The organism is Burkholderia sp. 28_3, from assembly GCF_003253915.1.
GTDB classification, from domain to species: Bacteria; Pseudomonadota; Gammaproteobacteria; order Burkholderiales; family Burkholderiaceae; genus Burkholderia; species Burkholderia cenocepacia.
Genome location: NZ_QKZF01000034.1, coordinates 13898 through 36345, shown reverse-complemented (window position 1 = coordinate 36345; position 22448 = coordinate 13898). Strand labels below are relative to the sequence as shown.

At 65.0% G+C, this 22448-nt stretch carries 24 protein-coding genes; 12 read left to right on the top strand and 12 right to left on the bottom strand.

What is annotated here, in order from left to right:
* Positions 1-306: 306 nt before the first annotated feature.
* Positions 307-1041 carry an ABC transporter substrate-binding protein gene (locus tag DFS13_RS36605; protein ID WP_111442798.1) on the bottom strand — a complete coding sequence of 245 codons (735 nt, stop codon included), beginning with the start codon at positions 1039-1041 and terminating at the stop codon, positions 307-309.
* 245 nt (positions 1042-1286) lie between these two features.
* Here DFS13_RS36605 and DFS13_RS40495 point away from each other — a divergent pair, with 245 nt between their 5' ends.
* Positions 1287-1439, top strand: a complete 153-nt coding sequence (locus DFS13_RS40495; RefSeq protein WP_006485535.1) for a hypothetical protein — start codon at positions 1287-1289, stop codon at positions 1437-1439.
* On the opposite strand, the gene DFS13_RS36600 is transcribed toward DFS13_RS40495, so the two are convergent.
* The 5 genes from DFS13_RS36600 to DFS13_RS36580 all read right to left on the bottom strand — a co-directional run bounded on the left by DFS13_RS36600 (position 1423) and on the right by DFS13_RS36580 (position 2973).
* The gene (locus tag DFS13_RS36600; RefSeq protein WP_111442797.1) at positions 1423-1629 is read right to left on the bottom strand and encodes a hypothetical protein; all 207 of its coding nucleotides are present in this window, start codon (positions 1627-1629) and stop codon (positions 1423-1425) included. The genes DFS13_RS40495 and DFS13_RS36600 overlap by 17 nt on opposite strands.
* Positions 1630-1638: 9 nt before the next feature.
* A complete protein-coding gene (gene rpsU, locus DFS13_RS36595; RefSeq protein ID WP_006485562.1) occupies positions 1639-1851 on the bottom strand; it encodes a 30S ribosomal protein S21 in 213 nt (70 codons plus the stop codon).
* A 35-nt stretch (positions 1852-1886) separates the two neighbouring features.
* The gene (locus DFS13_RS36590) at positions 1887-2096 is read right to left on the bottom strand and encodes a hypothetical protein (RefSeq protein ID WP_006485579.1); all 210 of its coding nucleotides are present in this window, start codon (positions 2094-2096) and stop codon (positions 1887-1889) included.
* Positions 2097-2143: 47 nt separating this feature from the next.
* Entirely contained in the window at positions 2144-2428 is a 285-nt protein-coding gene (locus DFS13_RS36585; RefSeq protein WP_034178507.1) for a hypothetical protein, read from the bottom strand.
* Between the two features lie 260 nt (positions 2429-2688).
* Complete coding sequence (locus DFS13_RS36580; protein WP_006485538.1) at positions 2689-2973, bottom strand: hypothetical protein; 285 nt, start codon at positions 2971-2973, stop codon at positions 2689-2691.
* A 334-nt stretch (positions 2974-3307) separates the two neighbouring features.
* Here DFS13_RS36580 and DFS13_RS36575 point away from each other — a divergent pair, with 334 nt between their 5' ends.
* Genes DFS13_RS36575 through DFS13_RS36565 form a run of 3 tightly spaced genes read left to right on the top strand, consistent with a single transcriptional unit; the run spans position 3308 to position 5938 of the window.
* Positions 3308-4270, top strand: a complete 963-nt coding sequence (locus DFS13_RS36575; RefSeq protein ID WP_077189528.1) for a chromate resistance protein ChrB domain-containing protein — start codon at positions 3308-3310, stop codon at positions 4268-4270.
* 19 nt (positions 4271-4289) lie between these two features.
* The gene (locus tag DFS13_RS36570) at positions 4290-5462 is read left to right on the top strand and encodes a chromate transporter (RefSeq protein WP_006485582.1); all 1173 of its coding nucleotides are present in this window, start codon (positions 4290-4292) and stop codon (positions 5460-5462) included.
* Between the two features lie 14 nt (positions 5463-5476).
* Entirely contained in the window at positions 5477-5938 is a 462-nt protein-coding gene (locus DFS13_RS36565; RefSeq protein ID WP_006498045.1) for a chromate resistance protein ChrB domain-containing protein, read from the top strand.
* A 318-nt stretch (positions 5939-6256) separates the two neighbouring features.
* On the opposite strand, the gene DFS13_RS36555 is transcribed toward DFS13_RS36565, so the two are convergent.
* Entirely contained in the window at positions 6257-7414 is a 1158-nt protein-coding gene (locus DFS13_RS36555; RefSeq protein ID WP_111442795.1) for a DUF4382 domain-containing protein, read from the bottom strand.
* Positions 7415-7823: 409 nt separating this feature from the next.
* Between DFS13_RS36555 and DFS13_RS36550 the strand changes: the two genes are divergently transcribed.
* Positions 7824-8423, top strand: a complete 600-nt coding sequence (locus DFS13_RS36550) for a DJ-1/PfpI family protein (protein ID WP_006485564.1) — start codon at positions 7824-7826, stop codon at positions 8421-8423.
* A gap of 135 nt (positions 8424-8558) precedes the next feature.
* On the opposite strand, the gene DFS13_RS36545 is transcribed toward DFS13_RS36550, so the two are convergent.
* Positions 8559-9455: an oxidoreductase gene (locus tag DFS13_RS36545; RefSeq protein ID WP_111442794.1), complete on the bottom strand. Its 897-nt coding sequence runs from the start codon at positions 9453-9455 to the stop codon at positions 8559-8561.
* Positions 9452-10675, bottom strand: coding sequence for an MFS transporter (locus DFS13_RS36540; RefSeq protein ID WP_048985953.1), 1224 nt, complete (start codon positions 10673-10675; stop codon positions 9452-9454). Before DFS13_RS36540 ends, DFS13_RS36545 begins: the two co-directional genes overlap by 4 nt.
* Positions 10676-10813: 138 nt before the next feature.
* Here DFS13_RS36540 and gcvA point away from each other — a divergent pair, with 138 nt between their 5' ends.
* Positions 10814-11746 carry a transcriptional regulator GcvA gene (gene gcvA / locus DFS13_RS36535; RefSeq protein WP_006485586.1) on the top strand — a complete coding sequence of 311 codons (933 nt, stop codon included), beginning with the start codon at positions 10814-10816 and terminating at the stop codon, positions 11744-11746.
* Between the two features lie 98 nt (positions 11747-11844).
* Here the strand turns inward: gcvA and DFS13_RS36530 are convergent, their stop codons facing one another.
* Together DFS13_RS36530 and DFS13_RS36520 are read right to left on the bottom strand one after the other, a co-directional pair.
* Positions 11845-13011, bottom strand: a complete 1167-nt coding sequence (locus DFS13_RS36530; RefSeq protein WP_006485558.1) for a porin — start codon at positions 13009-13011, stop codon at positions 11845-11847.
* Between the two features lie 843 nt (positions 13012-13854).
* Positions 13855-14319, bottom strand: a complete 465-nt coding sequence (locus DFS13_RS36520; protein WP_034203986.1) for a GNAT family N-acetyltransferase — start codon at positions 14317-14319, stop codon at positions 13855-13857.
* A gap of 150 nt (positions 14320-14469) precedes the next feature.
* On the opposite strand from DFS13_RS36520, the gene DFS13_RS36515 reads away from it, so the two are divergent.
* The 6 genes from DFS13_RS36515 to DFS13_RS36490 all read left to right on the top strand — a co-directional run bounded on the left by DFS13_RS36515 (position 14470) and on the right by DFS13_RS36490 (position 21173).
* On the top strand, positions 14470-15132 hold the full coding sequence (locus tag DFS13_RS36515; RefSeq protein ID WP_006485559.1) for a GntR family transcriptional regulator: 663 nt from the start codon (positions 14470-14472) through the stop codon (positions 15130-15132).
* Positions 15116-16354: a dicarboxylate/amino acid:cation symporter gene (locus DFS13_RS36510; RefSeq protein WP_166677948.1), complete on the top strand. Its 1239-nt coding sequence runs from the start codon at positions 15116-15118 to the stop codon at positions 16352-16354. Before DFS13_RS36515 ends, DFS13_RS36510 begins: the two co-directional genes overlap by 17 nt.
* A gap of 173 nt (positions 16355-16527) precedes the next feature.
* A complete protein-coding gene (locus tag DFS13_RS36505; protein WP_006485531.1) occupies positions 16528-16932 on the top strand; it encodes a hypothetical protein in 405 nt (134 codons plus the stop codon).
* Between the two features lie 400 nt (positions 16933-17332).
* The gene (locus DFS13_RS36500; RefSeq protein ID WP_034203987.1) at positions 17333-17782 is read left to right on the top strand and encodes a GNAT family N-acetyltransferase; all 450 of its coding nucleotides are present in this window, start codon (positions 17333-17335) and stop codon (positions 17780-17782) included.
* A 121-nt stretch (positions 17783-17903) separates the two neighbouring features.
* Positions 17904-19316, top strand: a complete 1413-nt coding sequence (locus DFS13_RS36495; protein WP_006498056.1) for an HD domain-containing phosphohydrolase — start codon at positions 17904-17906, stop codon at positions 19314-19316.
* Positions 19317-19403: 87 nt separating this feature from the next.
* Positions 19404-21173 carry a histidine kinase gene (locus tag DFS13_RS36490; RefSeq protein ID WP_111442792.1) on the top strand — a complete coding sequence of 590 codons (1770 nt, stop codon included), beginning with the start codon at positions 19404-19406 and terminating at the stop codon, positions 21171-21173.
* A 47-nt stretch (positions 21174-21220) separates the two neighbouring features.
* Here the strand turns inward: DFS13_RS36490 and DFS13_RS36485 are convergent, their stop codons facing one another.
* Positions 21221-22336 (bottom strand): PHB depolymerase family esterase, encoded by a 1116-nt coding sequence (locus DFS13_RS36485; protein WP_006498058.1) that lies wholly within the window; start codon positions 22334-22336, stop codon positions 21221-21223.
* Positions 22337-22448: the final 112 nt, after the last annotated feature.

Below are 22448 nucleotides of genomic sequence, written 5' to 3'. Positions count from 1 at the left end.
TCAGCATCAGGATGCTCATGGTTGCCATGCCCTCGTCAGGCTGCAGGGGTTTCGATTGTGCTTGGGTCGGCCGCGTGGCGCGGTGCGTGTCGCGCAGCGAATATCGGTGCGCTCCTCGGTCATTCGGTGCGCAAATTTTTCCGATTCGGCGATACGGTCGCTGCTGGCGTGACAATGGGCGGGAACCCAAGTGTCGGCGGATTTTCGCACAAGGGTAAGGGTTTGTCATGCGACGACAGACGTTGAATCGTCGTCGCGGCAACGCGCTCGCCGATCACCTGCCCGTGATCGGCGGCAACGGGCCGATCAGGCGGCCGGCGCGACCGACGCGCCCGTGATGCCGTGCCGGCGCAGCGACTCCGCGACGAAGCCCGACGCCTTCATGTCCTCGACGAATGCGGCCAGTGTTGCCGCGGCCGCGTCGCCGCGGCTCTTCGGCACGCCCATGGCCTGCCGGATCACCATGAAGCGCTCGTCGAGCAGGTGCAGGCCGGGTGTTTTCGCGGCGTCGGCTTCGAGCTGCTGCTTCACGCCGGCCGCCACCTCCAGTTGCTGTTCGACGAACGTCGGCACGACCGCCTGCGACGTCGGTGCGCGCACGATCTGCGCGGCCTTCAGTTCGCGGGTGAGAAACAGGTCGTAGGCGCTGCCCTTGCCGACGGCCACGCGGTTGTGCGGCTGGTCGACGTCCGCGTTGGTGCGGATCGGCGAGGCGTCGGGAACGAGATAGAAGCCTTCGATCAGCACGTACGGCGCGGTGAACGCGACCGTTTCGCCGCGCAGCGGATCGACCGCGAAGAAGCCGAAATCGGCGCGCTCGTCGGTCAGCGCCTGCACCGATTTGCCGGCGGCGTCGAACACCACGAGTTCCAGGTCGGCCGACAGGCGCTCGGCGAAGGCGCGGGCGAGGTCGATCGAGACGCCGAACGGTTCGCCCGTCGCCGGGTCGCGGTTCGCGAGGATCGGATTGCCGAGGTTGATCGAGGCGCGGAGCTTGCCGGTGGGCGTGAAGGCGGAGACGACAGCGGGAGCGATGGGCATGAGCGGACTCGCGGGAGGCATGGGGTCGGTCGGGTGACGGACGCGCGACGGTGCGTCGATGCCGAGCTTATCACCGGACGTCGTGGATCGCATGTGCGGGCGTGCCTGCGCGGAGACGACGAGACGTCGAGTCGGCCCGCGGCCTTCATGGGCGGTCGCTGCATCCTATCACCGGGCTGCACACGTATCCGCAGGGGAAGCGGACGCCGGACGGCGAGCAACATGCGATCAACGCAGGCTGCAGCATGATCGGCAACGACAACGAGGCGCTTCTGTCGGCGGCGCGTGTCGGGCTGGGGATTCTCGCGCGCGGCGACTGCCTGATGATGCAGGACATCGACACCGGCAATCCGACGAGCGGGCTGCCGTGCCGGTGCCGGCTCACCCCTGCACGCTGAGCGCCTTCTCGAGCGCGGCAATCAGCTTGAATGCATCGCCGCGCGCGATCAGAAATCCGCGGCTGGTGTACTCGCACCCGAAGGCATAGAAGCTCGGCAGCAGTGTCACCATGTCGTTCTGCTGATCGAAATCGACTTCGCATTTCGTCAACGGGAAGAACGGAAGCGCGTCAGCCGGCATGTTGTACACGATGGGCTCCTAGTACATTTTTCGGGGCGGAAGCAGGCGCTTCGTCTGCAAGCGCTGTCGGGCAACGGCGCTGGCCTTTTTTCGCTTGCGCTCCGTCGTGGGCTTCTCATAGCTTGTGCGACTGCGCAGCTCGCGAATCAGCCCGGTTTTCTCGATGTCGCGCCGGAATCGCCGCAGTGCGACATCGATCGGTTCGTTGAGCTTCGGCGTAATTGTCGTCATGTAGATCCTGTCTGGAAAGCGGTTGGAACGGAAGGCTAGCCGAGCCGTGTCATGACGGCGCTGGCTATCTCGTCGGATTCGAATTCCGAATAGCCTGCTCCGATCGATAGCGCACGTACCGCCATGAACATGTGCAGCTCCGGTTGATGGCACATCGCTGAATCGGCGATTCCGGCGGGCACGGCGGTGTCGAGCCGGGTGACTTCACGCCGTCTGATCAAGCCGAGCAGTTCGTCGATGATCATTTCGACCTCCAAAATACCGAAAAAGTGTATGGCATTGACGAGCCGCGTCAGCTCGCGTTGGCGAAGAATCCCTGTTTGCCGCGATTGTCGTCGATGATGTTCTCGGCATAGCGGACCGACGCACGACGCGCGTCACCGGCGTTGTCGAAGGGGGACGTGTCGCGCAATCTGAAGGTCTGGCTCTGCGTCAGCGTATCGGTGGTGCCGCGCAGGCAAATCTTGACTGCCGCGTCGAACCCGGCGTCGTAGTTGTGCGGGCAGCCATGCGGCGCGGCCACGTGAGAGTAAATCAGTGGATAAATCTCGAATCCACGATAGACGTGCATGCTCATGACGAACTCCTGGCGTTCGGCCACGACGAGTCGCATGGGCGAACACATCCGGCCTGTATTTCCGTTGTGGGACGGGCCAGTGGGTGAAGGGGGCAACGTTGCAGCGCGAAGGCGGGGCGATGCAGCAAGCGGGCGGGTGGAGGGGCGAACGGCCAAAGGACGGCTGATCGCGCGGATGGACCCATCATACGCGCATCGTTTGCCGAGCGGTCGATTTATTCGGTGGCCGCAAGTACGCAGCGGCACGCCCGGCGACGACATCAGAGCGTCGTCAGCAAATGCAACTGACGTTCGGTCTCGTCGCCCGCGACCAGCGAAAAGAACCCGGTCTCGCGACGTTCGACTACCGTGAGCCCCTCGCTGTCGGAGAAGACGTTCCACGCGCTGTCGTCGACATGCGCGATTGCGCCGCGCGTGCGCGCGAATGCCAGCAATAGCGGACTCGCCTGGCGGCGCAGCACTTGACGATCCGAATTCAGCACATACGGTGGCCAGCCGGCCCGAAGGACGAGATAGTAAGGAATGGAGCCGGGATCGATTGTCATTGGAGCGGTTTCGTAGATGGGCCTGCGTTTGCCGCCCGGCTGCATTCGGAACGGCGGCGGGGAAAGCGTGCGATGGAGTGACGGGCGTTCGCCGTGATGTGTGTTCAGTCTATGCGTTGAACCGCTCGATTCGCAGGATATCGTAACGATCCCGTGCGCGGGCGATTGCGTATCCGGTTTCGGTCGGCGTGCACGTTGCGGTCCGGCGACGAGAGCGGTCCGGTCGTCAGGTGCGGCGCGCGCGCCACGCGTCGAGCGGAGCTTCCGGCTGACGAAACGTTGTAGCGATATCTACTGAATTGCAGTGTTCGTGACGGCCCATTATGCTGCCTTCATGAATCCGGTCCCGACTTCCTGGCTCCTGTTGATCGTCAGTCTGCCGACTGCCGGCGCGACCGCGCGCATGCGCATCTGGCGTACCGTCAAGGCGCTCGGCTGCGGCGCACTGCGGGACGGCGCTTACCTGTTGCCCGCGCATGCCGAGCAGGCGGCGCAGTTGCGTAACCTCGCCGACGAGGCCCGTAACGGCGAAGGGCAGGCGTGGTTGCTGGATGTCCGTGCGGACGACCCCGCGGACGAAGACGCGTACAAGGCGCTGTTCGATCGCGCGGCCGATTACACGGACTGGCTCGCCGAGCTTTCGGAGGCTCGCAAGACGCTGCCAGAACTGGCGGCAGCCGATCTCAATCGCATGCAACGCCGCCACGCTCGCACGTACGAGGCGATTCGACGCATCGATTTCTTTCCGGGTGAAACCTCGCTGCGCGCGCATGCGCAATGGCGGGATTTCACCGCCGCGATCGAAGCGTTGCGCTCGCCCGGCGAGCCGCATGCCGCCCAGCGCGGCATTCCACGCCGCGACCCTGCGCAGTATCAGGGCAGGCTGTGGGCGACGCGCCGTCACCTGTGGGTGGATCGCGTCGCCAGCGCGTGGCTGATTCAGCGTTTCATCGATCCGCATGCACGCTTCGTGTGGCTGGACAACCTCGCCGATTGCCCGCCCGACGCGCTCGGTTTCGATTTCGACGGCGCGCCGTTCACGCACGTGGGCGACCGCGTGTCGTTCGAGGTACTGGTCGCCAGCTTCGGGCTCGGCGACAACGACGGACTCGTCCGGCTGGGCGCCATGGTGCATGCGCTGGATGTGGGCGGCGCGACCGTGCCGGAAGCCGGCGGGTTCGAGGCCATTCTCGCCGGTGCCCGAAAGCGTCTCGCCGACGACGATGCGCTGTTGACGGAGATCGGCGCCGTACTCGATTCGTTGTACGTGCATTTCCGCGGCAACCGCCAACCCTGACCTTGTTGCTCGCCCGAACATGAACACACATCGCGACCGCCCGGCTTATACGTTGTGGCAACTGATCAGGTACTTCGCGTGGCTCGGCGCGACGGGTTTCGGCGGACCGGTCGCGCTCGCCGGCTACATGCATCGCGATCTCGTGGACACGCGTCGATGGATCGCCGACGCGGACTACAAGGAAGGCCTTGCGCTCGCGCAGCTCGCGCCGGGCCCGCTTGCCGCGCAACTGGCGATCTATCTCGGCTACGTGCACTACCGCATCGTCGGCGCGACGCTGGTCGGGATCGCGTTCGTGCTGCCGTCGTTCCTGATGGTGGTGGGGCTCGGCTACGCGTACACGCGATTCGGCGGCCTGACGTGGATGCAGTCGGTGTTCTACGGTGTCGGCGCGGCGGTGATCGGCATCATCGCGATCAGCGCGCGCAAGCTGACCGCGAAAAGCATCGGCCACGACAAGCTGCTGTGGGCGATCTATCTCGCGCTGGTCGCCGTGACGGTGATCACCGAATCGGAAGTGGCGTGGCTGTTTCTCGCGGCGGGCCTGCTCGTCTGGTTCACGCGCGCGCCGCCCAGGTGGCTACGCCAACGGCGCGTCAATGCGGCGATGGCGTTGCCCGTCTCCGCCACCGGCGCGTGGCTCGGTATCGTCGACTGGCCGCAGCTCGCGCAACTTGCCGCGTTCTTTGCCAAGGCCGGCGCGTTCGTGTTCGGCTCGGGGCTCGCCATCGTGCCGTTCCTCTATGGCGGCGTCGTCACCGAGCACCATTGGCTCGACGAGAAGCAGTTCGTCGACGCCGTGGCGGTCGCGATGATCACGCCGGGCCCGGTCGTGATCACGGTGGGCTTCATCGGCTATCTGGTGGCCGGGCTGCCCGGTGCGTGCGTGGCGGCTGCCGGCACGTTCCTGCCGTGCTATCTGTTCACGGTGTTGCCGGCCCCGTACTTCAAGAAGTACGGCAGGCTGCCGGCGATTCTGGCGTTCGTCGACGGCGTGACGGCCGCGGCCGTCGGCGCGATCACGGGGTCGGTGATCGTGCTGGCCCGACGTTCGATCGTCGATGTGCCGACCGCGTTGGTGGCGCTCGCGACGATCGTGTTGCTGGTCAGGTTCAAGAAGCTGTCGGAGCCGGTGGTCGTGGGCGGAGCCGCCGTGCTGGGCCTGATCGTGTATCCGCTGTTGCATCATTGACCGTGGAGGCCGCCATGCAATGGATTACGCGACAACGTCCGAAAATCGACCGGGTGGCGTGTCCCTGGCTCATTGCCCGGTTCATCGACGAGACCCCCGAATTTCTGTACGTTGCGCCGGCCGACGTGCTGCGGATTGCCGACGAGACCGGTGCGATTCCGTACGACATTCCGGGGGTGGAGCTGACGCACGTCGGCGAGCAATGCAGCTTCGATGCGTTTCTCGACAAATATGGTCTGGCCGACGATCGCGCGTTGCAGCACATGGCCCGCATCATTCGCGGCGCGGATACGTCGCGACTCGATCTGACGCCGCAGTCCAGCGGGCTTTATGCCATCTCGCTCGGGCTGTCGGACATGTTTTCCGACGATCACGACATGCTCGAACATGGTTTCGTCATGTACGACGCGCTGTATGCGTGGTGCCGGCATTGCCAGGCAGAAGGCCATGCGTGGCCGCCGAAGATGGCGGAGTGACGAGCGGGAAAGCGGGGATGCGTGCAGACGACCGGCGTGGCCGCCGGTCGGCTCGCTAGACGGACGAAACAAAGCCCGCGAGGCGCGGGCTTTTCGTCAACAGTTGCCTTTCTTGGCCTGTCCCGGCGGACAGAATCCATTTCCCGGCCCGCCTTGCGGCGCGACCACGACCGGTGGGCCAGGAACATAGGCGACGCACCCGCCGAGCGCGCCCGCCATGCTCGCGGCTGCGAGCAATGCGATCACCCCTTTTTTCACTTCGTTCTCCCGTTATTGATGAAAGGGCCGTTCGGCCCTTTCGATGATGCCGTCAGCGCGTCAGAAACTGAAGTTGACGTTGGACTGACTGGTCGTTGCGTTGACGTTTGCCGATTGGGTCGCCCCCGATGCCGCGTCGGCCTCGATCGTATATTGACCCGCGGCGGCCGGCGCCGCGGCCAGCGCGACCGGCAGCGAACCCGAGTAGGTGCCGACGATCGGTGCGGCAGCGGGCACGGACAGCGAATAGGCGCCGGTGTCCATGTTCGCGTTGATCGACGTGATCTCGTAGGCGTTCGCATCGATCGTCTGCAGCGCACGCACGAAGGCGTTCGCGCTCGCCGTCACCGTACCGCCGACGGTGCTCATCGTCGAGGCCGGCAGCGTGATCGGCGCGTTCGACGCCGACACCGCCGTGGTCGTGTTCACGACCACCGGAACCGAGCGGACGATGCCCGATGCGAAGTGGTTCTGCACGATCACGACATCGTAATTGCCCTGCGTCGAACTCTGGATCAGCGGCGACAGCACGAACTTGCCGGAACTGTCGGCCACCGTGCCGCGGACGACCTTGCCACCTTGTTCGGCATAGACGGTCGCGCCGGCTTCGGCCGCTGCGACGTAACCGGAGATCGCGCCGCTCACGACGGTCGGAATCGCGGTGACGACGGGTTTCAGCGCATACGAGCCGTTGCCGCGCTGGACGATCGACTTGCAGGCGTTGAAGTCGAGCACGAGATCGACGAGCGTATTGGGCTGAACCGTGAACGGCTGGATGATCTTGTAGCCGCTTTGCGTCGCGCTCGGCGTCGCGAGCGCCTGTTCGGTGCCGCCGCTCGGGACGACCGAGTTCGCGAGCGTGTTGCCCTGGTTCTGCGCGAGCACCAGCCGAACTTGCTGATACTGGCCGGCGGGCAGCGCGGTCTGGCCGAGATCGGCGAGCACGCCGTTGGTCAGCGACAGCAGGTCGATCTTCTGCGGCGTCGCGAGGGAAACGGTCGACCAGCCACCGTCGTTGTCGGCGGCGTTCGCGTTGGCGTTGACGCGGACTTGCGAAACGGTGACGTACACATGGTCGAAGCCGCACGATGGCGCATCCGTCATCGCGACGTGCAGCGTACCGGTTTGCGTGCCGCCACCGTCGTCGCCGCCGCCGCAACCTGCAAGGACGAATGGTACGAAGGCGGCGCACAGGGCGCTCTTGATGATGTTGTTCATATGTCACCCCCCAAGTGGGATCGTTATTGTGGGTGACGGAAGGATAGCGAGGCGGCAGCCTGCTATTTGGGCATCTTTGAAACCGACGGTAACAATTTGTTCGATCGGTCAATTTTTACCGGGATTGATGTCGCTTCGGATGGCCCGGGCCGGGTGGCGGCGGGCAATTACGTCGTACGGCATGGCCGCACGTTCTTTCGTCGTATGTTTGTATCGCCAGGGGCACGGGGACTCATGGAGCGGCGAGAAATTGCCTGGGCGGCGCGAGTGTGCCCGCCCGGGATGTATCGGGATGAAGTCGACCATCAGGGCAAGCCGGCCGGCTGTAACACTGAGTTGTCGGCAAAGCAGGGCCGTTCGCGACGGCAATCTGGCAAGATGCACCGACTGACTGGATATAGGGTGTCCCATGCATATCGCGATCGTGACCTTCCAGGGCTTCAACGAGCTCGACTCCCTCATTGCGCTCGGCGTGCTCAATCGAATCAGGAAGCCGGGCTGGCGGGTAACCCTTTCTTGTCCGGAGCCTGCCGTCACCTCGATGAACGGAGTGACCGTGCAGGCGCAGTCGACGTTGGCGGACGCTTGCACGGCCGATGCCGTCCTCATCGGCAGCGGTATGCAAACCCGCCAGGTCGTCAATGACGCGGCACTGATGGCGCAGCTCGAGTTCGACCCTGCCCGGCAGCTCATCGGCGCGCAATGTTCGGGCACGTTGGTCCTGGCGAAGCTCGGCTTGCTCGGCAACATCCCGGCCTGCACCGATCTCACGACCAAACCGTGGGTGCTCGAGGCGGGCGTCGACGTCCTGGATCAGCCGTTCTTCGCTCGAGGCAACGTCGCCACGGCGGGTGGCTGCTTTGCTTCGCAGTATCTGGCCGCGTGGCTCATCGCGCGCCTGGAAGGCGAGGACGCCGCGCGCAGCGCGCTGCACTACGTCGCGCCGGTCGGGGAGAAGGACGAGTACGTTTCACGCGCGCTGACGAACATCAAGCCCTACTTGGGGTAGCTCGACGAGCAATGACGCCGCCTCCATCGCAGCAAGCCGGGCGCGGCGAGTTGACGGGCCGTCGTCGTGTTCCTCACTGGAGGCGTCTGCAATGACGATTCGCGCCGGTCAGGCTGGATAGCGGTTGATGCGCGATCAACCCGGCCCGTCGCTCGCTGCCGCGAGCAGCGGCACGACCAGATCGCTGATCGGCGTCGGAATGCCGTGGGTGCGTCCGTACCGCTGCACGACGCCGTTCCGGCAGTCCCACTCGAGGGGGCGGTTGCTCTGTCGGTCGGCAAGAATCGACGTACCCAGATCGGGTGGAAAGCCATGGAATCCATCGACGATTTCCTGCGGCACGTCGTCGCCCAGCTTCGCGCCCTCCGCACGCGCGACCTCGAGACATTCCCGCAGGTAGGCGAGCGCCAGGGCCGTGATGTCGCTGCGCGAGAACATGCCGGCGCGGCGGCCGGTCAGCACCATGAGTCCCGCCACGGCATTCTGCAAAAGCTTTCGCCACGCGAGCGAGATGAAATCCTCCGCGACCTCGGGCGAGCAGCGCGTGCCGCGTAAAGCCGACACCACCACATCGCTTGCCGGCGTATCGGGCAGCGTGAGCCGGGGCTTGCCCCGCAGCCACACCGACGCGTCCGGTTCGCGTTGCGCCGGAAACCAGACGACCGACGGCACCACCGCGGCGCCGGCCGCATACGGTGCGAACGCGGTCTTTTGCTCGACGCCGTTTTGCAGCACGCAGACGACGGTATTCGCATCGCATAGCGCGGTGATCCAGGGTGCGGCGCTCGCCACCTGCGTCGCCTTGACCGCGACGAAGACAAGATCGACCCGTTCGGTGATCGTGTGCGGATCGGTCAGTACGGGTCCGGGCACGACGATCTCGCCGCCATCGAAGCGCAACGTCAACTGCGCGTGCGCCGAGCGGCCGCAGATCACCGGCGTGCGGCCGGCTTCGTGAAGGGCGGCGGCGACCGTCGTTCCGATCGCGCCCGGACCGACGAGGGCGACGCGCGGGTGGAGGGATTTCGTCATGGTGTTCGTCCTGTCGAGTCGTTTGCCAGATGCGGGCGCAGTGCGAGCGCGAGCGGGAAAATCGCGACGGCGGTCAACGCGGTCGCATACGTGGCGCCGTGCACACCGATCCTGTCGCCCAGAAAACCGTAGAGCACGGGCGATATCGCGCCCGATGCGATCGTTCCCGTATAGAAAATCGCGAATGCGCGCTCGGTGTGCTCGGGCGCGGACATCTCCGGAACGGTGCCGTACAGCACCGACGAGGTGCCGTTCAGCATCATGCCCAGAATCGGCAGCAGCACCATGGCCGGCGCCAGCGGGAGATACATCACCGCGACGATGCACGCCGCCGTACCGCCCTCCGTGAACAGCACCGTACTGACCATACCCATGCGCGCGCCGAGCCAGCCGCACATGAACTTGCCGGCCGCGCCGCCGATGAAAACGAGTGCAAGAGCCGTTCCCAACAGCTGAGGCGAGACCCCCTTTGCGTTGAGCAGGAAAGGCAGGAAGGTGAGGAGTCCCATGCGTACGGCCGTATCGAGCACGCCGATGGAAAACAGCGCGGCGAATCCGCTTGCTCCGGTGCCGCTGCGTTGAGTGGACGCTCGTACCTTGGCTGTCGTCTTTGCGGCGGCACCACGTGGCACGGCGGGAAACCACAACGCGATGACGGCAGCCACGACGCAGCCCAGTCCGGCGACGATCCATAGCGCGTGGCGCCACGGCATCAGAGTCACGAGCAGGGAAATGGCGGCCGGCAGCGCGGATTTCCCCAGGTCGCCGGAAAAGTTGTAGATGCTCAGCGGGCCCCGCGCGTCGCGCCCGTAGAGGCGCGACACGGCGCCCGACGCGATCGGATGCTGCGTGCTCGATCCGCCGCCCGAAATCGCCAGCGCCACGCCCAATCCGAGCAGGCCGCCCGACAGGCCCGCGATCGCATAGCCGAGCGCGGCGAGCAACGTACCGAGTGCGAGGGTCGTGCGGCTGCCCAGACGCTGGGCAAGCCGCCCGGCAGACAACTGCAGCGTCGCCATCGTGCCGGCGTAGATGCCGCGCAGGATCGCCAGTGCCGCAAAGTCGAGCCCGAATTCCGACTGCCACACGGGTAGCAACGCATAGATCATGTCCGTATAGCCATCGTGCATCGCGTGTGCAATGCAGGATAGCCATAGCACGCGCCGTCGGGATGGCGCGGTTTCCGACATGACGGGTGGGGAAAAAACCGGCAGGCGCATCGTCGTTCGCTCCGTGCGAGCGGGCCATGGAAGCCGCGCGCGGTATCGTTTTCAGGCTCGATGGGTGAATTTTATGGCTGACGGGACAGCCATTTCAATTGAGCTAAAATCGCGTCAATGGAGAGAAAAAGTCACGTCATGAACGAGAGCCGGGATGCTGCGACGCACCGCGGGGAGTTGCCTCCGCTCAATGCGCTGCGCGCGTTCGATGCGGTCGCGCGGCACGGCAGCTTCGCGGGGGCCGCGGCGGAACTGCATGTCACCCACTGGGCCGTCGGCAAGCAGATCCGGTTGCTGGAGGACTGGTTCGGCCTGCCGTTGTTCGACCGTCGTCCGCGCGGTGTCGTGCTGACCGACGAAGGAGCCGCGTTGCTGAACGACGTCAGCCACGCGTTCGAGCGCCTCGGCACCGCGGTGGTGCGGCTGCGCCACAACACGTTCACGCAGCGGATATCGGGGGTCGTGCGCGTGAATGTGCCGATGAGCTTCGCGCTTTGCTGGCTGCTGCCGCGGCTCGCCGATTTTCATGCGCGGTATCCCGACATCGACGTCAGGGTGTCGACGACCTCGCGCAAGCTGCGCTATGTCGCCGACGCTTTCGATATCGGCGTGCGTTCCGGTCCCGAGCAAGGCGCGGGCGTCGTATCGCGGCCGTTGATGCCCGACCTGCGCGTGCCGGCCTGCAATCCGGCCTTGCTGCGCCAGCATCCGATACAGAGCGTGGCCGACCTGCGTCATCACACCCTGCTGCATTCGGCCACGACGCGCTCCGCGTGGTCGCACTGGTTGAAGGAAGCGGGGGCTGCCGATCTGCGGGCGGCGCGCCATGTCGAATTCGATCATGTGAATCTTCAGCTCGGCGCGGCCATCGAGGGGCTCGGCGTCGCGCTGGCGTCGCTGCCGCTGATCGGGCGCGATCTCGCGGAGGGGCGCCTCGTGTGTCCCATCGCAGCGCCCGTATGGCGTGCCGACGACTACATGCTGGTGACGAACGCCGATCGCGCCGACGAGGCGGCGGTGTCCGCGTTCGAGGAATGGATGGAAGGCATGGCGAGCCAGGAGGGTGGCTAGGCTCGCCGGTCAGATCGGGCGGCAAGGGGCGACGAAACTGGCGGAAGCCTTCGTCGCCGGCGTCGTGCGCCCACTCGTCCGGACCGGCGAGTCGGCGATCAAAAGCCGTGGAACATGCCGATGTTGACCTGCACCTGGTTGCCGCCCGACGAGGTGTTGCCAAAGTCGGCAGCCGACGCCTGCGCGCCCTTCGCGTGAACGTAGGCCCCCATCGCGTACAGCGCGGTGCTCTTCGACAACGAGTACGTGGCACCCAGCGACACTTGGTTGATCGAAGCCATCGTGCGACCTTCGGCCGCTTGCTTGGGCGTGGCCGCGGAACCGTACACATACGTGTAGCCGGTCGCCAGCGACAGCGCCGGCGTGACCCGGTACTGCAGCAGCGCACCCAGCACGTTGAAGTGGATCGAAGGCTGGCCATCGTTGCCGTGGTACTGGGCGTTCGAGTAGCGCAGGCCGGCCGTGTACGGCCCTACCTGGTATTGCGCGGCGATTTGCGCGATGCCCGCGCTCTTGAACGCATTGCCGCCGTTGTAGCCCGAACTCGGATAGCCGAGCGCACCCCCGAAACTCGGTTGTGCCGTTGCGTTCAACCAGCCGTTCTCGCCCTGGTTGACCGCACGAAAGTAGCCGCCGGCGACCGTCAGGCCGCCTTGAGCGTAGGTCGCGGCCGCCGACCACGATTGACCCGAACCCGTTGCGCCGGCCACGCCGCCGAACGAGTACGCGCCTTCAGCCTGGAAGCCGTGGATGATCGGCGAAATGTACTTCACGGCGTTGTTCTGGTTCGTCGTGTTGTCGTTGTTGTCGACGTCGCCCGGGGTCGAGAAGGTCGATGCCGAAATGACGTCACCCGTCAGGGCCTGAACCATCTCCGTCACGGCGTCGAGCTGGCGCCCCATGCGCAGTGCGCCGTACTGTTCGGACGCGAGGCCGACGTAGGCCTGGCGGTTGAACAGCGAACGCGTGGTGCCGATCGGCCCTTGGCCGCCGATGCCGCCGGTGCCGATGTTGAAACCATTCTCGATCTTGAATACCGCCTGGAGACCGCCCCCGAGATCCTCCTGCCCCCTGAGGCCCCACTTGTTCGAACCGGCGGCGCCGCCATCGAGGCCGAACCGGCTGTGACCATTGATGTTCGACGTATAGCCGATGCCCGCATCGAGCATGCCATACAGGGTGACCGACGACTGCGCCATTGCTGCCGACGATGCTGCGAAGGCGGCAACCGCGATAACGCTGATGTTGATTTTCTTGTTTTTCATCTGCATTTCACTGTCAGGAGTGGGTTTCGGGATGGGTTGAAACGGCTTTGTTGTATTCGAATGCAGGTGACGCGCACGGCTTGCGCATCGTTTCGGTCGCGACGGTCAGCGTCGTATTCGCCAGAGCGGCGGACCAGATTCACTCATTTCGTGATCCTTACAATCTTGTGTGGAGAACGCCGTATTGCCAGAGCGATCCGGCACCCGCTCGATTGGAACGATCGTGGTGCCACGACGTGAACGAAAGCTGCTGCCTTGCTACGTTGTCGCTTCAGCCGTGCTGCCGCGGCGCGCGCCACGCCCCTGCAACGTGGTCGCACTTTGCAGGTGGAAAAACCATATCAGGAACATAAATTCCCGTCAAAATTAGTTTGATATAAGTTAATCTCGTTTGATGACCTCGCGCCTTACGGAGTTTCCCTTATAGGAACTGCCATCAGGGCGACGTGCTGTCGATGTCCGCGCCATCATGCCGATGATCTCGACAAGGGCAAGCGAATGCGCGCTATGTGGCGGAGGACGATATCCGACTGAAAGGGGCGGCCGCGATGGGCGACAATCGGGGGCGGAAAGTACCGGTCGGCAGAGCTCGCTGATTGCGCGGCGCCGGTCGAATGAGGTCCGTTCGAGAAGCCGAAAGCCATCGCGGAAAATCGGTCACCAAGCGTGGTGCTCGGTAACCGGTCCATTTGCGCGTCGATTGCGATAATCGAAACGGAGAAGGAGATTATTGAATGTTGCGCGTTAGTCGCGCGTGAGCTTTCGTGTGTCGCACTGTTTTTGGATCAGCTACCAGTACCTTACAGGTTGCGATTGCGACCGAACGCCAGTCGCAGACGAAACTCAGCATTCGATCTCACGCTGCATTAGATAGAATTTCATGTCGTCGCGGCCCTGCATTGAAATCGGCACCGGATCGCGATTAAAGCCGAGCATTTCGTAGAATCGATACGCCGACTCGCGGGCCGTGCACCACAGCAGCGTGCCATGCTGTTCGCGTACATGGCGAAGGGAGAGATTGACCAGCAGGCGTCCGAACCCGAGCCCGCGTACCGACGGATGGACGGCCATGCCGCGCAGGCGCCAGGCCCCGGCGTTGGAAACGCCGGATTGTGCTTCTTTACACACCGATGCCACGGCAACGATCGTATCGTTATCGCGAACGGCAAAATGCGTTGTCGTGGGGGCGAGATCGCCGTGTAAAGCACTTCCTTCCTCATCTCCCGCCATCAGGATGGCGGCCCTGAGGGGATAGGTTTCTTCCGCACGGACGGCACAGATGGTAAAGCGCACATCTTGTGAAATCATATAATTATCGGCTCTTTTCGTGACGCAGATTTTCTTGCAGTTCTCTTTCGGTATACCCACTCGCAAAATTAGCAGTTGCCGGATATTGCCGGTAAGGGTAATTTCCTATCCGCCACTTCTTTTCCAATCATACGCTAACTGCGATCACAGATGACGTCGAAAGTCTCGACAGATGCAGAGCTTGCCTACGACGAGATCCGATCGAGGATCTTTGACGGCCGCCTTGCGCCTGGACAGAAAGTATCTCACCGCGGCCTGTCCGACGAACTGGGTTTCGGCCAAATGCCGGTGCGCAGCGCATTGCATTTGCTCGAATCCGAAGGGCTGGTCGTCGTCATCGAAAAGAGTGGAACCTATGTTGCCTCGCCCACGACGAGCGATCTCCGCGAAATTTTTGAAATGCGGCTGGCGCTGGAGAGTACCGCGGCGTTTCTTGCCGCGAGATCGGGCGTCACGCCGGGTCTTTGCGAGGCGGCGGGGAAGATGCGGGAACTGATCGACCGGGACGTCGCGGACATCATGCTCGAGCAACGTATCGGCTGGGTGTTTCATCAAGAGCTGTTCGCTGCCGCACGGAACGTTCGAATCTCGTCGGCGTATGGTTTGTTGCGGGCCCAGACGCTCGCCTTGAACGAACTCCCGCGTGGCGACGCCGAAACCGTCCGGCGCGGCACGATCGAGCATCTGCACATCTTTCAGGCAATCGAAGCGAACAACGGCGAGCTGGCGCGTCAGCACATGTGGAACCACATCGTTGACGGTACGCCGGCACGGATAAAACTGCTAAAGGCGCGGCATGAACACGAAAAATAAAGGGCTTTCCCTCCCGATGCAAATGCTTGGCGGACTTGTCCTGGGCGCCGCTTGCGGCGTGCTTGCTCCGGGCTTTGCCGCGAAGCTGGGCTTCTTGAGCACGATGTTCGGCCACGCGATCAAGATGGTCGTGATGCCGTTGATCTTCCTGTCGGTCACGGTCGGTGTCTTTCGCGCGGGCAAGCTTCGCGAGCGGCTTGGAAAGGTCGCGCTGTCCAGTATCGCCTTCTTCGTGTTGATGACCGGCCTGGCTGCGTCGCTCGGCCTGCTGCTCAACTTCGCATTTCGACCGGGGCTCGGTGCGAGCATGGCGCAGTCGGGATCGATGCCGGCAGCGCTCGCGTCCAGCATCGACTGGACGAAGTTTCTCGTTGACCTGATTCCCGCGAACATCGTTGCGGCGCTCGCCGCGGGGAATTCTCTGCCGGTGCTCGTTTTCGGCGTCATTTTCGGCGCGGCATTGGCGGCTGCACCGGAGCGTGCGGAGCCTGCGATCGCCGTTTTCGAGGCGCTGCTGTCGGGGCTGTTCAAGATGGTCCAGTGGGTGATCGCATGGTCGCCGCTCGCGATCTTCGCCGCGATCGCGCAACTGCTGGCGGCCAAGGGCTTTACCGGCGCGCACTCGCTCATCGAACTGCTGGGCGTGGCCTATCTCGGCATGGCGGTGCTGGCCGTCGTACTCACGATCGTCATTCGCATTGCCGGTCAGTCGCCGGTCGCCGTTCTCAGGAAGGTGAAGGAACCGCTGATCCTCGGTTTCACGACGCGTTCGTCCGAAATTACCTACCCGTTGCACCTGAAGAAGCTGGTTGAACTGGGTGTGCCGTACGGCGTCGCGTCCACGATTTTGCCGCTCGCCTATATTTTCAATCGCGACGGCGCCGTGCTCTATACGGCCCTTGCGGTCGGCTATCTGGCCGACGCGTACCACCTGGCCTGGTCCTGGCCGCTGGTGATCACGATCTTGATCCTGACGATCATCACCATCGACGGAGCGGCCAATGTGCCGTCCGGGGCGATCGTCGCCATCACCATCGTCCTCACGTCGATCGGGTTGCCGGCCGATGCGGTGCTGCTGCTGTTGGGCGTCGACGCCTTTTTCGACATGGGGAGAACCGCGCTCAACGTGTACGGGAGCACGACGGCGGCCGCTGTCGCGGTGAGGCTTTCCGGTTCAGACGACATGGCCGCGGAAATCGTGACGCGTCAGGCAAGCGTGTAGGTGCTTCGGAAGCGACGGGCGGCGGGCGTTTTTCAATGTCGCGCCCGGCGAATGTCACGCATTGGGGGGCGCCCGCTCGGCCATCCAGGCGCCGAGAGGAGAACAAGACTGGACGAGCGCGCGTTCTTGTCGAGTTTCAGTGGGTAGGACGACGTATTTTTTGCCGGAGAAAGATGATGGTTGGTTCAGCGTCCGCAGATTTTTTCATGCTGCGCTTAGGCACGCCGCATCCGTCGTGGACATTCACCGATGACAGCAACATGCTCGGCATCGGCGATTGCGACGGGGTGATGAGTGCCATGTTCGAACTGGATCGCAACCAGGTCGCACGGATCAGAGGCTTGGGCCAATCGGTGGGGAGAATCAGGTGTACTTGCGAACGCGGTGGCCGGGAGCTGCAGTTTTATCTCCATGGCAAACAGGTGTCGCAAGGCGTGTGGGTCGGGGTCGCGTCGGCTGATCCCGACTATCTTCCGACGGCGGCGACGATCGCAACGTGGGAAGTGCCGAATCGCGACGATGTCTTCGCGTTTCCGGGCGCGCGGGCAGACCTGATCGCCTCCGCCAGCCTGGCCTGAACTGCGATCACAGATTGTTGCGCGGGCGCGGTCCGGGACCGCTCCGATTCTCGGGACGCGGTCGTCTGACGAGCCCGTCCGTCTGTACGCGCAGGCCGTCTAATGCATGTGGTTCTGGCACGCACCAACCTCGGATCGCCAGAACCAATTTGCTGGCCAGTTCACTGGCCAGCGTTTTTTATTCCTCGAGCCGATCTCGTCGGCTCGTTTGCCGGGCGCTTATCCGGACAAACCGAAAGACCGTTTTGTTCGGGAATTTTGTTCAGAGCGAGGCGAGCGGTGGCTGGATGACCGCTCGCTTTGCGCGCGATCCTTTATCGGGTAAGGTCAGGCAACGCTGCATCGTCGGTAGCGGCACATCAGACACTGTCCCACGCATCGCGTCAATCGCGTCAGCTCCATGCCCCTGATCTTCGTCCCCGTCACGCACGCCGACGCCGAAGCGCTCGTCGCGATCCGCATCGCCGCGATGCGCGACAGCCTCGAGCGCATCGGCCGTTTCGATCCGCAGCGTGCGCGCGAGCGGTTTCTCGCGTCGTTCGATCCGGCGCGATGCCGTTTCGTCGAAGTCGACCATTCGCGTGCGGGGTTCTACACGCTTCGCCCGAGGGCGGATCACTGGTTGCTCGACCATCTGTACATCGTGCCCGCGCATCAGGGGAAGGGCATCGGCGCCGCCGTGCTGCGCGAGATTTTTGCCGAAGCCGACGAACACCGGATGCCCGTTCACGTCGGCGCGCTGCGCGGCAGCGACTCGAACCGCTTCTACGAACGGCATGGCTTCGTGCGAACCGGCGAAGCGGAATGGGACATCTACTACCGGCGCGAACCGGGCACGGCGACGACGTAGCGCTCGCGTGATGGATTCCGAATGAAATCGACACGCACGTATTAGCGTTTCCACCAATGTGGAAAACGCGGGGCCGGCCGATGTCGCAGAGAGGGCGTGAATAATTGATCCGAGGCCGATTATGACGACATCTGCAACAAACGACCTGAATGCCGTGTCGCCCGAAACGTCCGACACCGCGGTGGCATCCGGTGAAGCGGCCCGCGTACCGTCGATCCTGCTCGTCGACGACGAACCGAACGTGCTGTCGGCGCTCAGGCGCGTATTCCGGCCCACCGGCTACGACATCGCGACGGCCGACAGCGGCGAGGCCGCGCTCGAGATCCTGGCGTCGACCGACATCGACCTGATCGTGTCCGACATGCGGATGCCGCACATGAGCGGCGCGGAATTCCTGGCGCGCGCGCGGGCGCTGTACCCTGACACGATGCGCATCCTGCTGACCGGCTATGCGGAGATCGCGTCGGTCGTGCAGGCCGTCAACGAAGGCGGCGTGTATCGCTACCTGAACAAGCCGTGGGACGATCACGACCTGCTGCTGACCATCGAGCAGGCGCTGGAGCAGCGCCGTCTGCGTCGCGAAGCGGCGCGGCTGGCGGCCCTCACCGAAGCGCAGAACGACGCGCTGCGCCGGTTCAATACCGACCTCGAAACGCAGGTTCGCGCGCGCACCGAGGAGCTTGGCCAGACCGTGATGTTTCTCGAAGCGGCGCAGAGCGACCTGAAAAGCAGTTTCACCGCGATGGTTCAGGTGTGCGCGAGCATGATCGAGCTGCGCTGCGGGGCCGCGAGCGGGCATGCGATGCGGGTCGGCGAGATCGCGCGGCGGCTCGCGCTGGCGTCCGGGATGAGCGAACTGCACGCGCAGGACGTCTATTTCGCGGGGCTGTTGCACGGCATCGGCAAGCTGTCGCTGCCGGACGAATTGCTGCACAAGCCGCTCGCGCGGATGACGACCGACGAGCACCGCGTGTTCCAGGAGCATCCGCTGCGTGCGCAGATGGTGCTGACGCCGGTCGCCCAGTTGCACAAGGTCGCGTCGATCGTGCTGCACCAGTACGAGCGCTTCAACGGCCGCGGCACGCCGGACGGGCTGGTCGGCGACGCGATCCCGGTCGGGTCGCGGATCGTCGCGATCGCGCGCGATTTCGAAGGGCTGCGCCACGGCGAAATCGGCGCGCCGCATTCGATCGAGCAGGCGATCGACGTGTTGCGTTCGCAGGCGAACGTGCGTTACGACCCGCAACTGGTCGCGCGCTTCATCGAGTTGATGCGGGATCCAGCGAGCCTCGGCATCGCGGCGTCCGTCGCGGAGATCCGGTCGGCGCAACTGCGCGAAGGGATGGAGCTCGCCGACGATCTGCGCACGCATCGCGGCGTGCTGTTGATGACGAAGGGCAGCGTGATGTCCGCGCATCAGATCGAGCTCGTGCGCCGCTTCGAGACGCGCGAGGGCACGCCGTTCGACATTCTCGTGCTGGCCCGTCCGGCCGGGCAGGCGCACGCACCCAATGGAGGGGCGCCGCCGGCCTGATATCGAACGTCGACCGGACGACGACCGCGGGGCGTGCGACCGCCCGCACCGCGACGCTGCATTCAACTCGTTGCGGGCGCCCCGATCATGCATGGCATCTACAACCTTCCGCTCGTCCTGCTGTCGCTCGCGATCGCGACGCTGGCTTCCTATACGACGCTCGACCTCGCCGCGTTCATTTCGCTGCTCGACAATCCGAAGCTCAAGCGCGCGTGGCTCGGCGGCGGCGCGGCGGCGATGGGCACCGGAATCTGGTCGATGCATTTCGTCGGCATGCTCGCGTTTTCGTTGCCGGTGCCGCTCGGCTATGCGTGGCAGGAAACGGGCGCCTCGCTCGCGATCGCGGTGCTCGTGTCGTACTTCGCGCTGAACGTCGTCACGCGCGCCCGGCTGGGCTGGCGGCGGCTGTGCGCGGGCGGCGTGCTGATGGGCGGCGGGATCGCCGGCATGCACTACACGGGGATGGCCGCGCTGCACATGCAGCCTGGCATTCGCTACGACGCCGCGCTGTTCACCGCGTCGATCGGCATCGCGGTGGTCGCGTCGACGGCCGCGCTCTGGATCGCGCAGGCGTTGCGCATGCGGCAGGCGCGCCACGCGACCGCGCAGCGCATCGGCGCGGCCGCCATCATGGGCATCGCGATTACCGGCATGCACTACACGGCGATGGCGGCCGCGCATTTCGCCCCGGACGCGCGGTGCGGCGCCGCGAACGGCGTCGACGCGCCGTGGCTCGCGACGACCGTCGCGCTGTTTACGATGGCAACGCTGGTCGTCACGCTGCTCGTGTGCCGTTTCGATGCGCGCACCACTTTCCTGCGCGGCATGACCGATACGCTCGAACGGCTCGTGCGGGTGCGAACCAGCGAACTCGAACGCGCGCTGCACAGCTACGAGCAGACGACGCAGATGCTGCAACGCACGCGTGAGAACATGGCGACCGAGATCGACGAGCGCAAGGCCGCGCACGCGCTGCTCGAACAGGAGAAGGACGAGCAGCGACGCCTGCTGCATGCGCTCGAGGAAACGCACGAGCAGTTGCTGCAGTCCGAAAAACTCGCGTCGATCGGCCAGCTCGCGGCCGGCGTCGCGCACGAGATCAACAATCCGATCGGCTTCGTCAGCGCGAACCTCAACACGTTGAAGACGTGGGTGCGCAGCCTGCTCGACGTGGTCGCGGCGCATGAAGCCGCGCTGTCGCAGCTCGATCCGGCCACCCGCGACGCGCTGACGGCCGCGCACCGCGCGGCGGATCTCGACTACGTCCGCGACGAGATCGCGACGCTGATCGACGAATCGATCGACGGCGCGCTGCGCGTGCGGCGCATCGTGCAGGACCTGCGCGATTTCTCGCGCCCGGCCAGCGACGAATGGAGCGTGGTCGATCTCCATGCGGGCCTCGAGAGCACGCTCAACGTCGTTCACAACGAGCTCAAGTACAAGGCCGACATCGTGCGCGATTACGGCGACGTCCCGCACGTCGAATGCCTGCCGTCGCAGTTGAACCAGGTGTTCATGAACCTGCTGGTCAACGCCGCGCAGGCGATTCCCGAGCGCGGCGTGATCACGATCCGCACGTCGAGCGACGGCGAACAGGTGTCGATCGCGATCAGCGATACCGGCGCCGGCATGACACCCGACGTCGTGCGGCGGATCTTCGATCCGTTCTTCACCACGAAGCCGGTCGGGCAGGGCACGGGGCTCGGGCTGTCGGTCTCGCACGGCATCGTCGAGCGTCATCGCGGCGCGATCGACGTGACCAGCGAGCCGGGGCGCGGCACGACCTTCCGGATACGGTTGCCGGTTCGGCGTGCCGGCGACCGCGCGGACGCCGCAGCGCTGGAGCAGCGGGTTTGACGTCATGACGGCGGCCGTTCGCGAGCGGCCGCTGCGAGCGTCGTGCGTCACGCCGATCGCTTGCGGCGCTGACGACGAAAGAAATGCCAGAACATCGCGGTCGCGTCCGGCCCCTTGGCGGAATGGAACGGCTCGCTCGGGTCCCCGCCGCTCCACGCATGCGGCAGCCGGCGGACGATGCACACCCTGACGACCAGCCGCCCCCCCTTCAGATAATCGACGTAGTCCGCATCGTCCTGCGCGTAGCTGCGTTGCTCGCCGACGCGGATCGCACCGTGTTCGTCGACGAGCCGGTTGAGCCGCGCGAACGCGATGCCGAGCTGCGTCGCGTTCCGGTCGGTCACGACCGTATCGAGCGCGCCGTGGATGACGAGGGCCGGCATGCCGGGATAGGACGCGACGTCGGCGCACGCGTCGAGCGCGGCGATCGGATCGTCGCGGAGCCCGCGACGCATCAGGCTCATCGCGGCCATCGTCGACGACGGCGGCGCGATGGCCGGGCCGGAGTGCAGGCCGACGGCCGCGAAACGGTCGGGATACCGGAGCGCCAGCACCGCGGCGAGCCCGGCGCCGGCGGACAGGCCGGCCACGTAGATCCGGTCGCGATCGAAGCCGTGGCGCCGCACGATGGCGTCGACCAGCGATGCGACGGCCGCGGCTTCGGACTCGGTCGCATCGCCATGCCAGTGCCAGCAGCGGTGCGCATGGGTCGTCTTGGCCTGTTCGGGAAACAGCACGGCGAACCCCGCTCGCTCGGCCAGACGGCAGATGCGCGTGCCCGCGGCGAACGATTCGGCGGTCTGCTTGCAGCCGTGCAGCATGACGATGGCTGGCATGCCTGCTGTCTTGGCGGGTGCGGCGGGAAGATACAGCGCATACGCAAGATGGTTCACGAGCCGGCCGGCGCTCGGGCCGGCGGAATGAAACGAGCGCAGCCAGGTGCCGGGCAGCTCGACCGACGGCGCGCGTGCGGCGGGCGCGGTGCCCGTCCGTTTGGCGGCAGGGGCGGCGACGGCCGGCTTGATGGTGCGTTGAACGACCTTTTTGGCGGCTTTTTGGGTGGCTGGTCGCGGCTTGCCGGCCCGCTTCTTCGGCCGCGCACCGGTCGCGATGGAAAACAGTTCGAGATGCCGTAACCAGAGGCTGGATTTTTTCCTGGGCATGTGCGGTTTCGTGCGGGCGGCCGGCCGTGGCGGGAAGAGGCGGCCGACTCCACCGTCGGATGGAAGTCGAACGGGCGCGGAGCAAGGTTCGTGCTGCCGGTGCCGCGGCAAC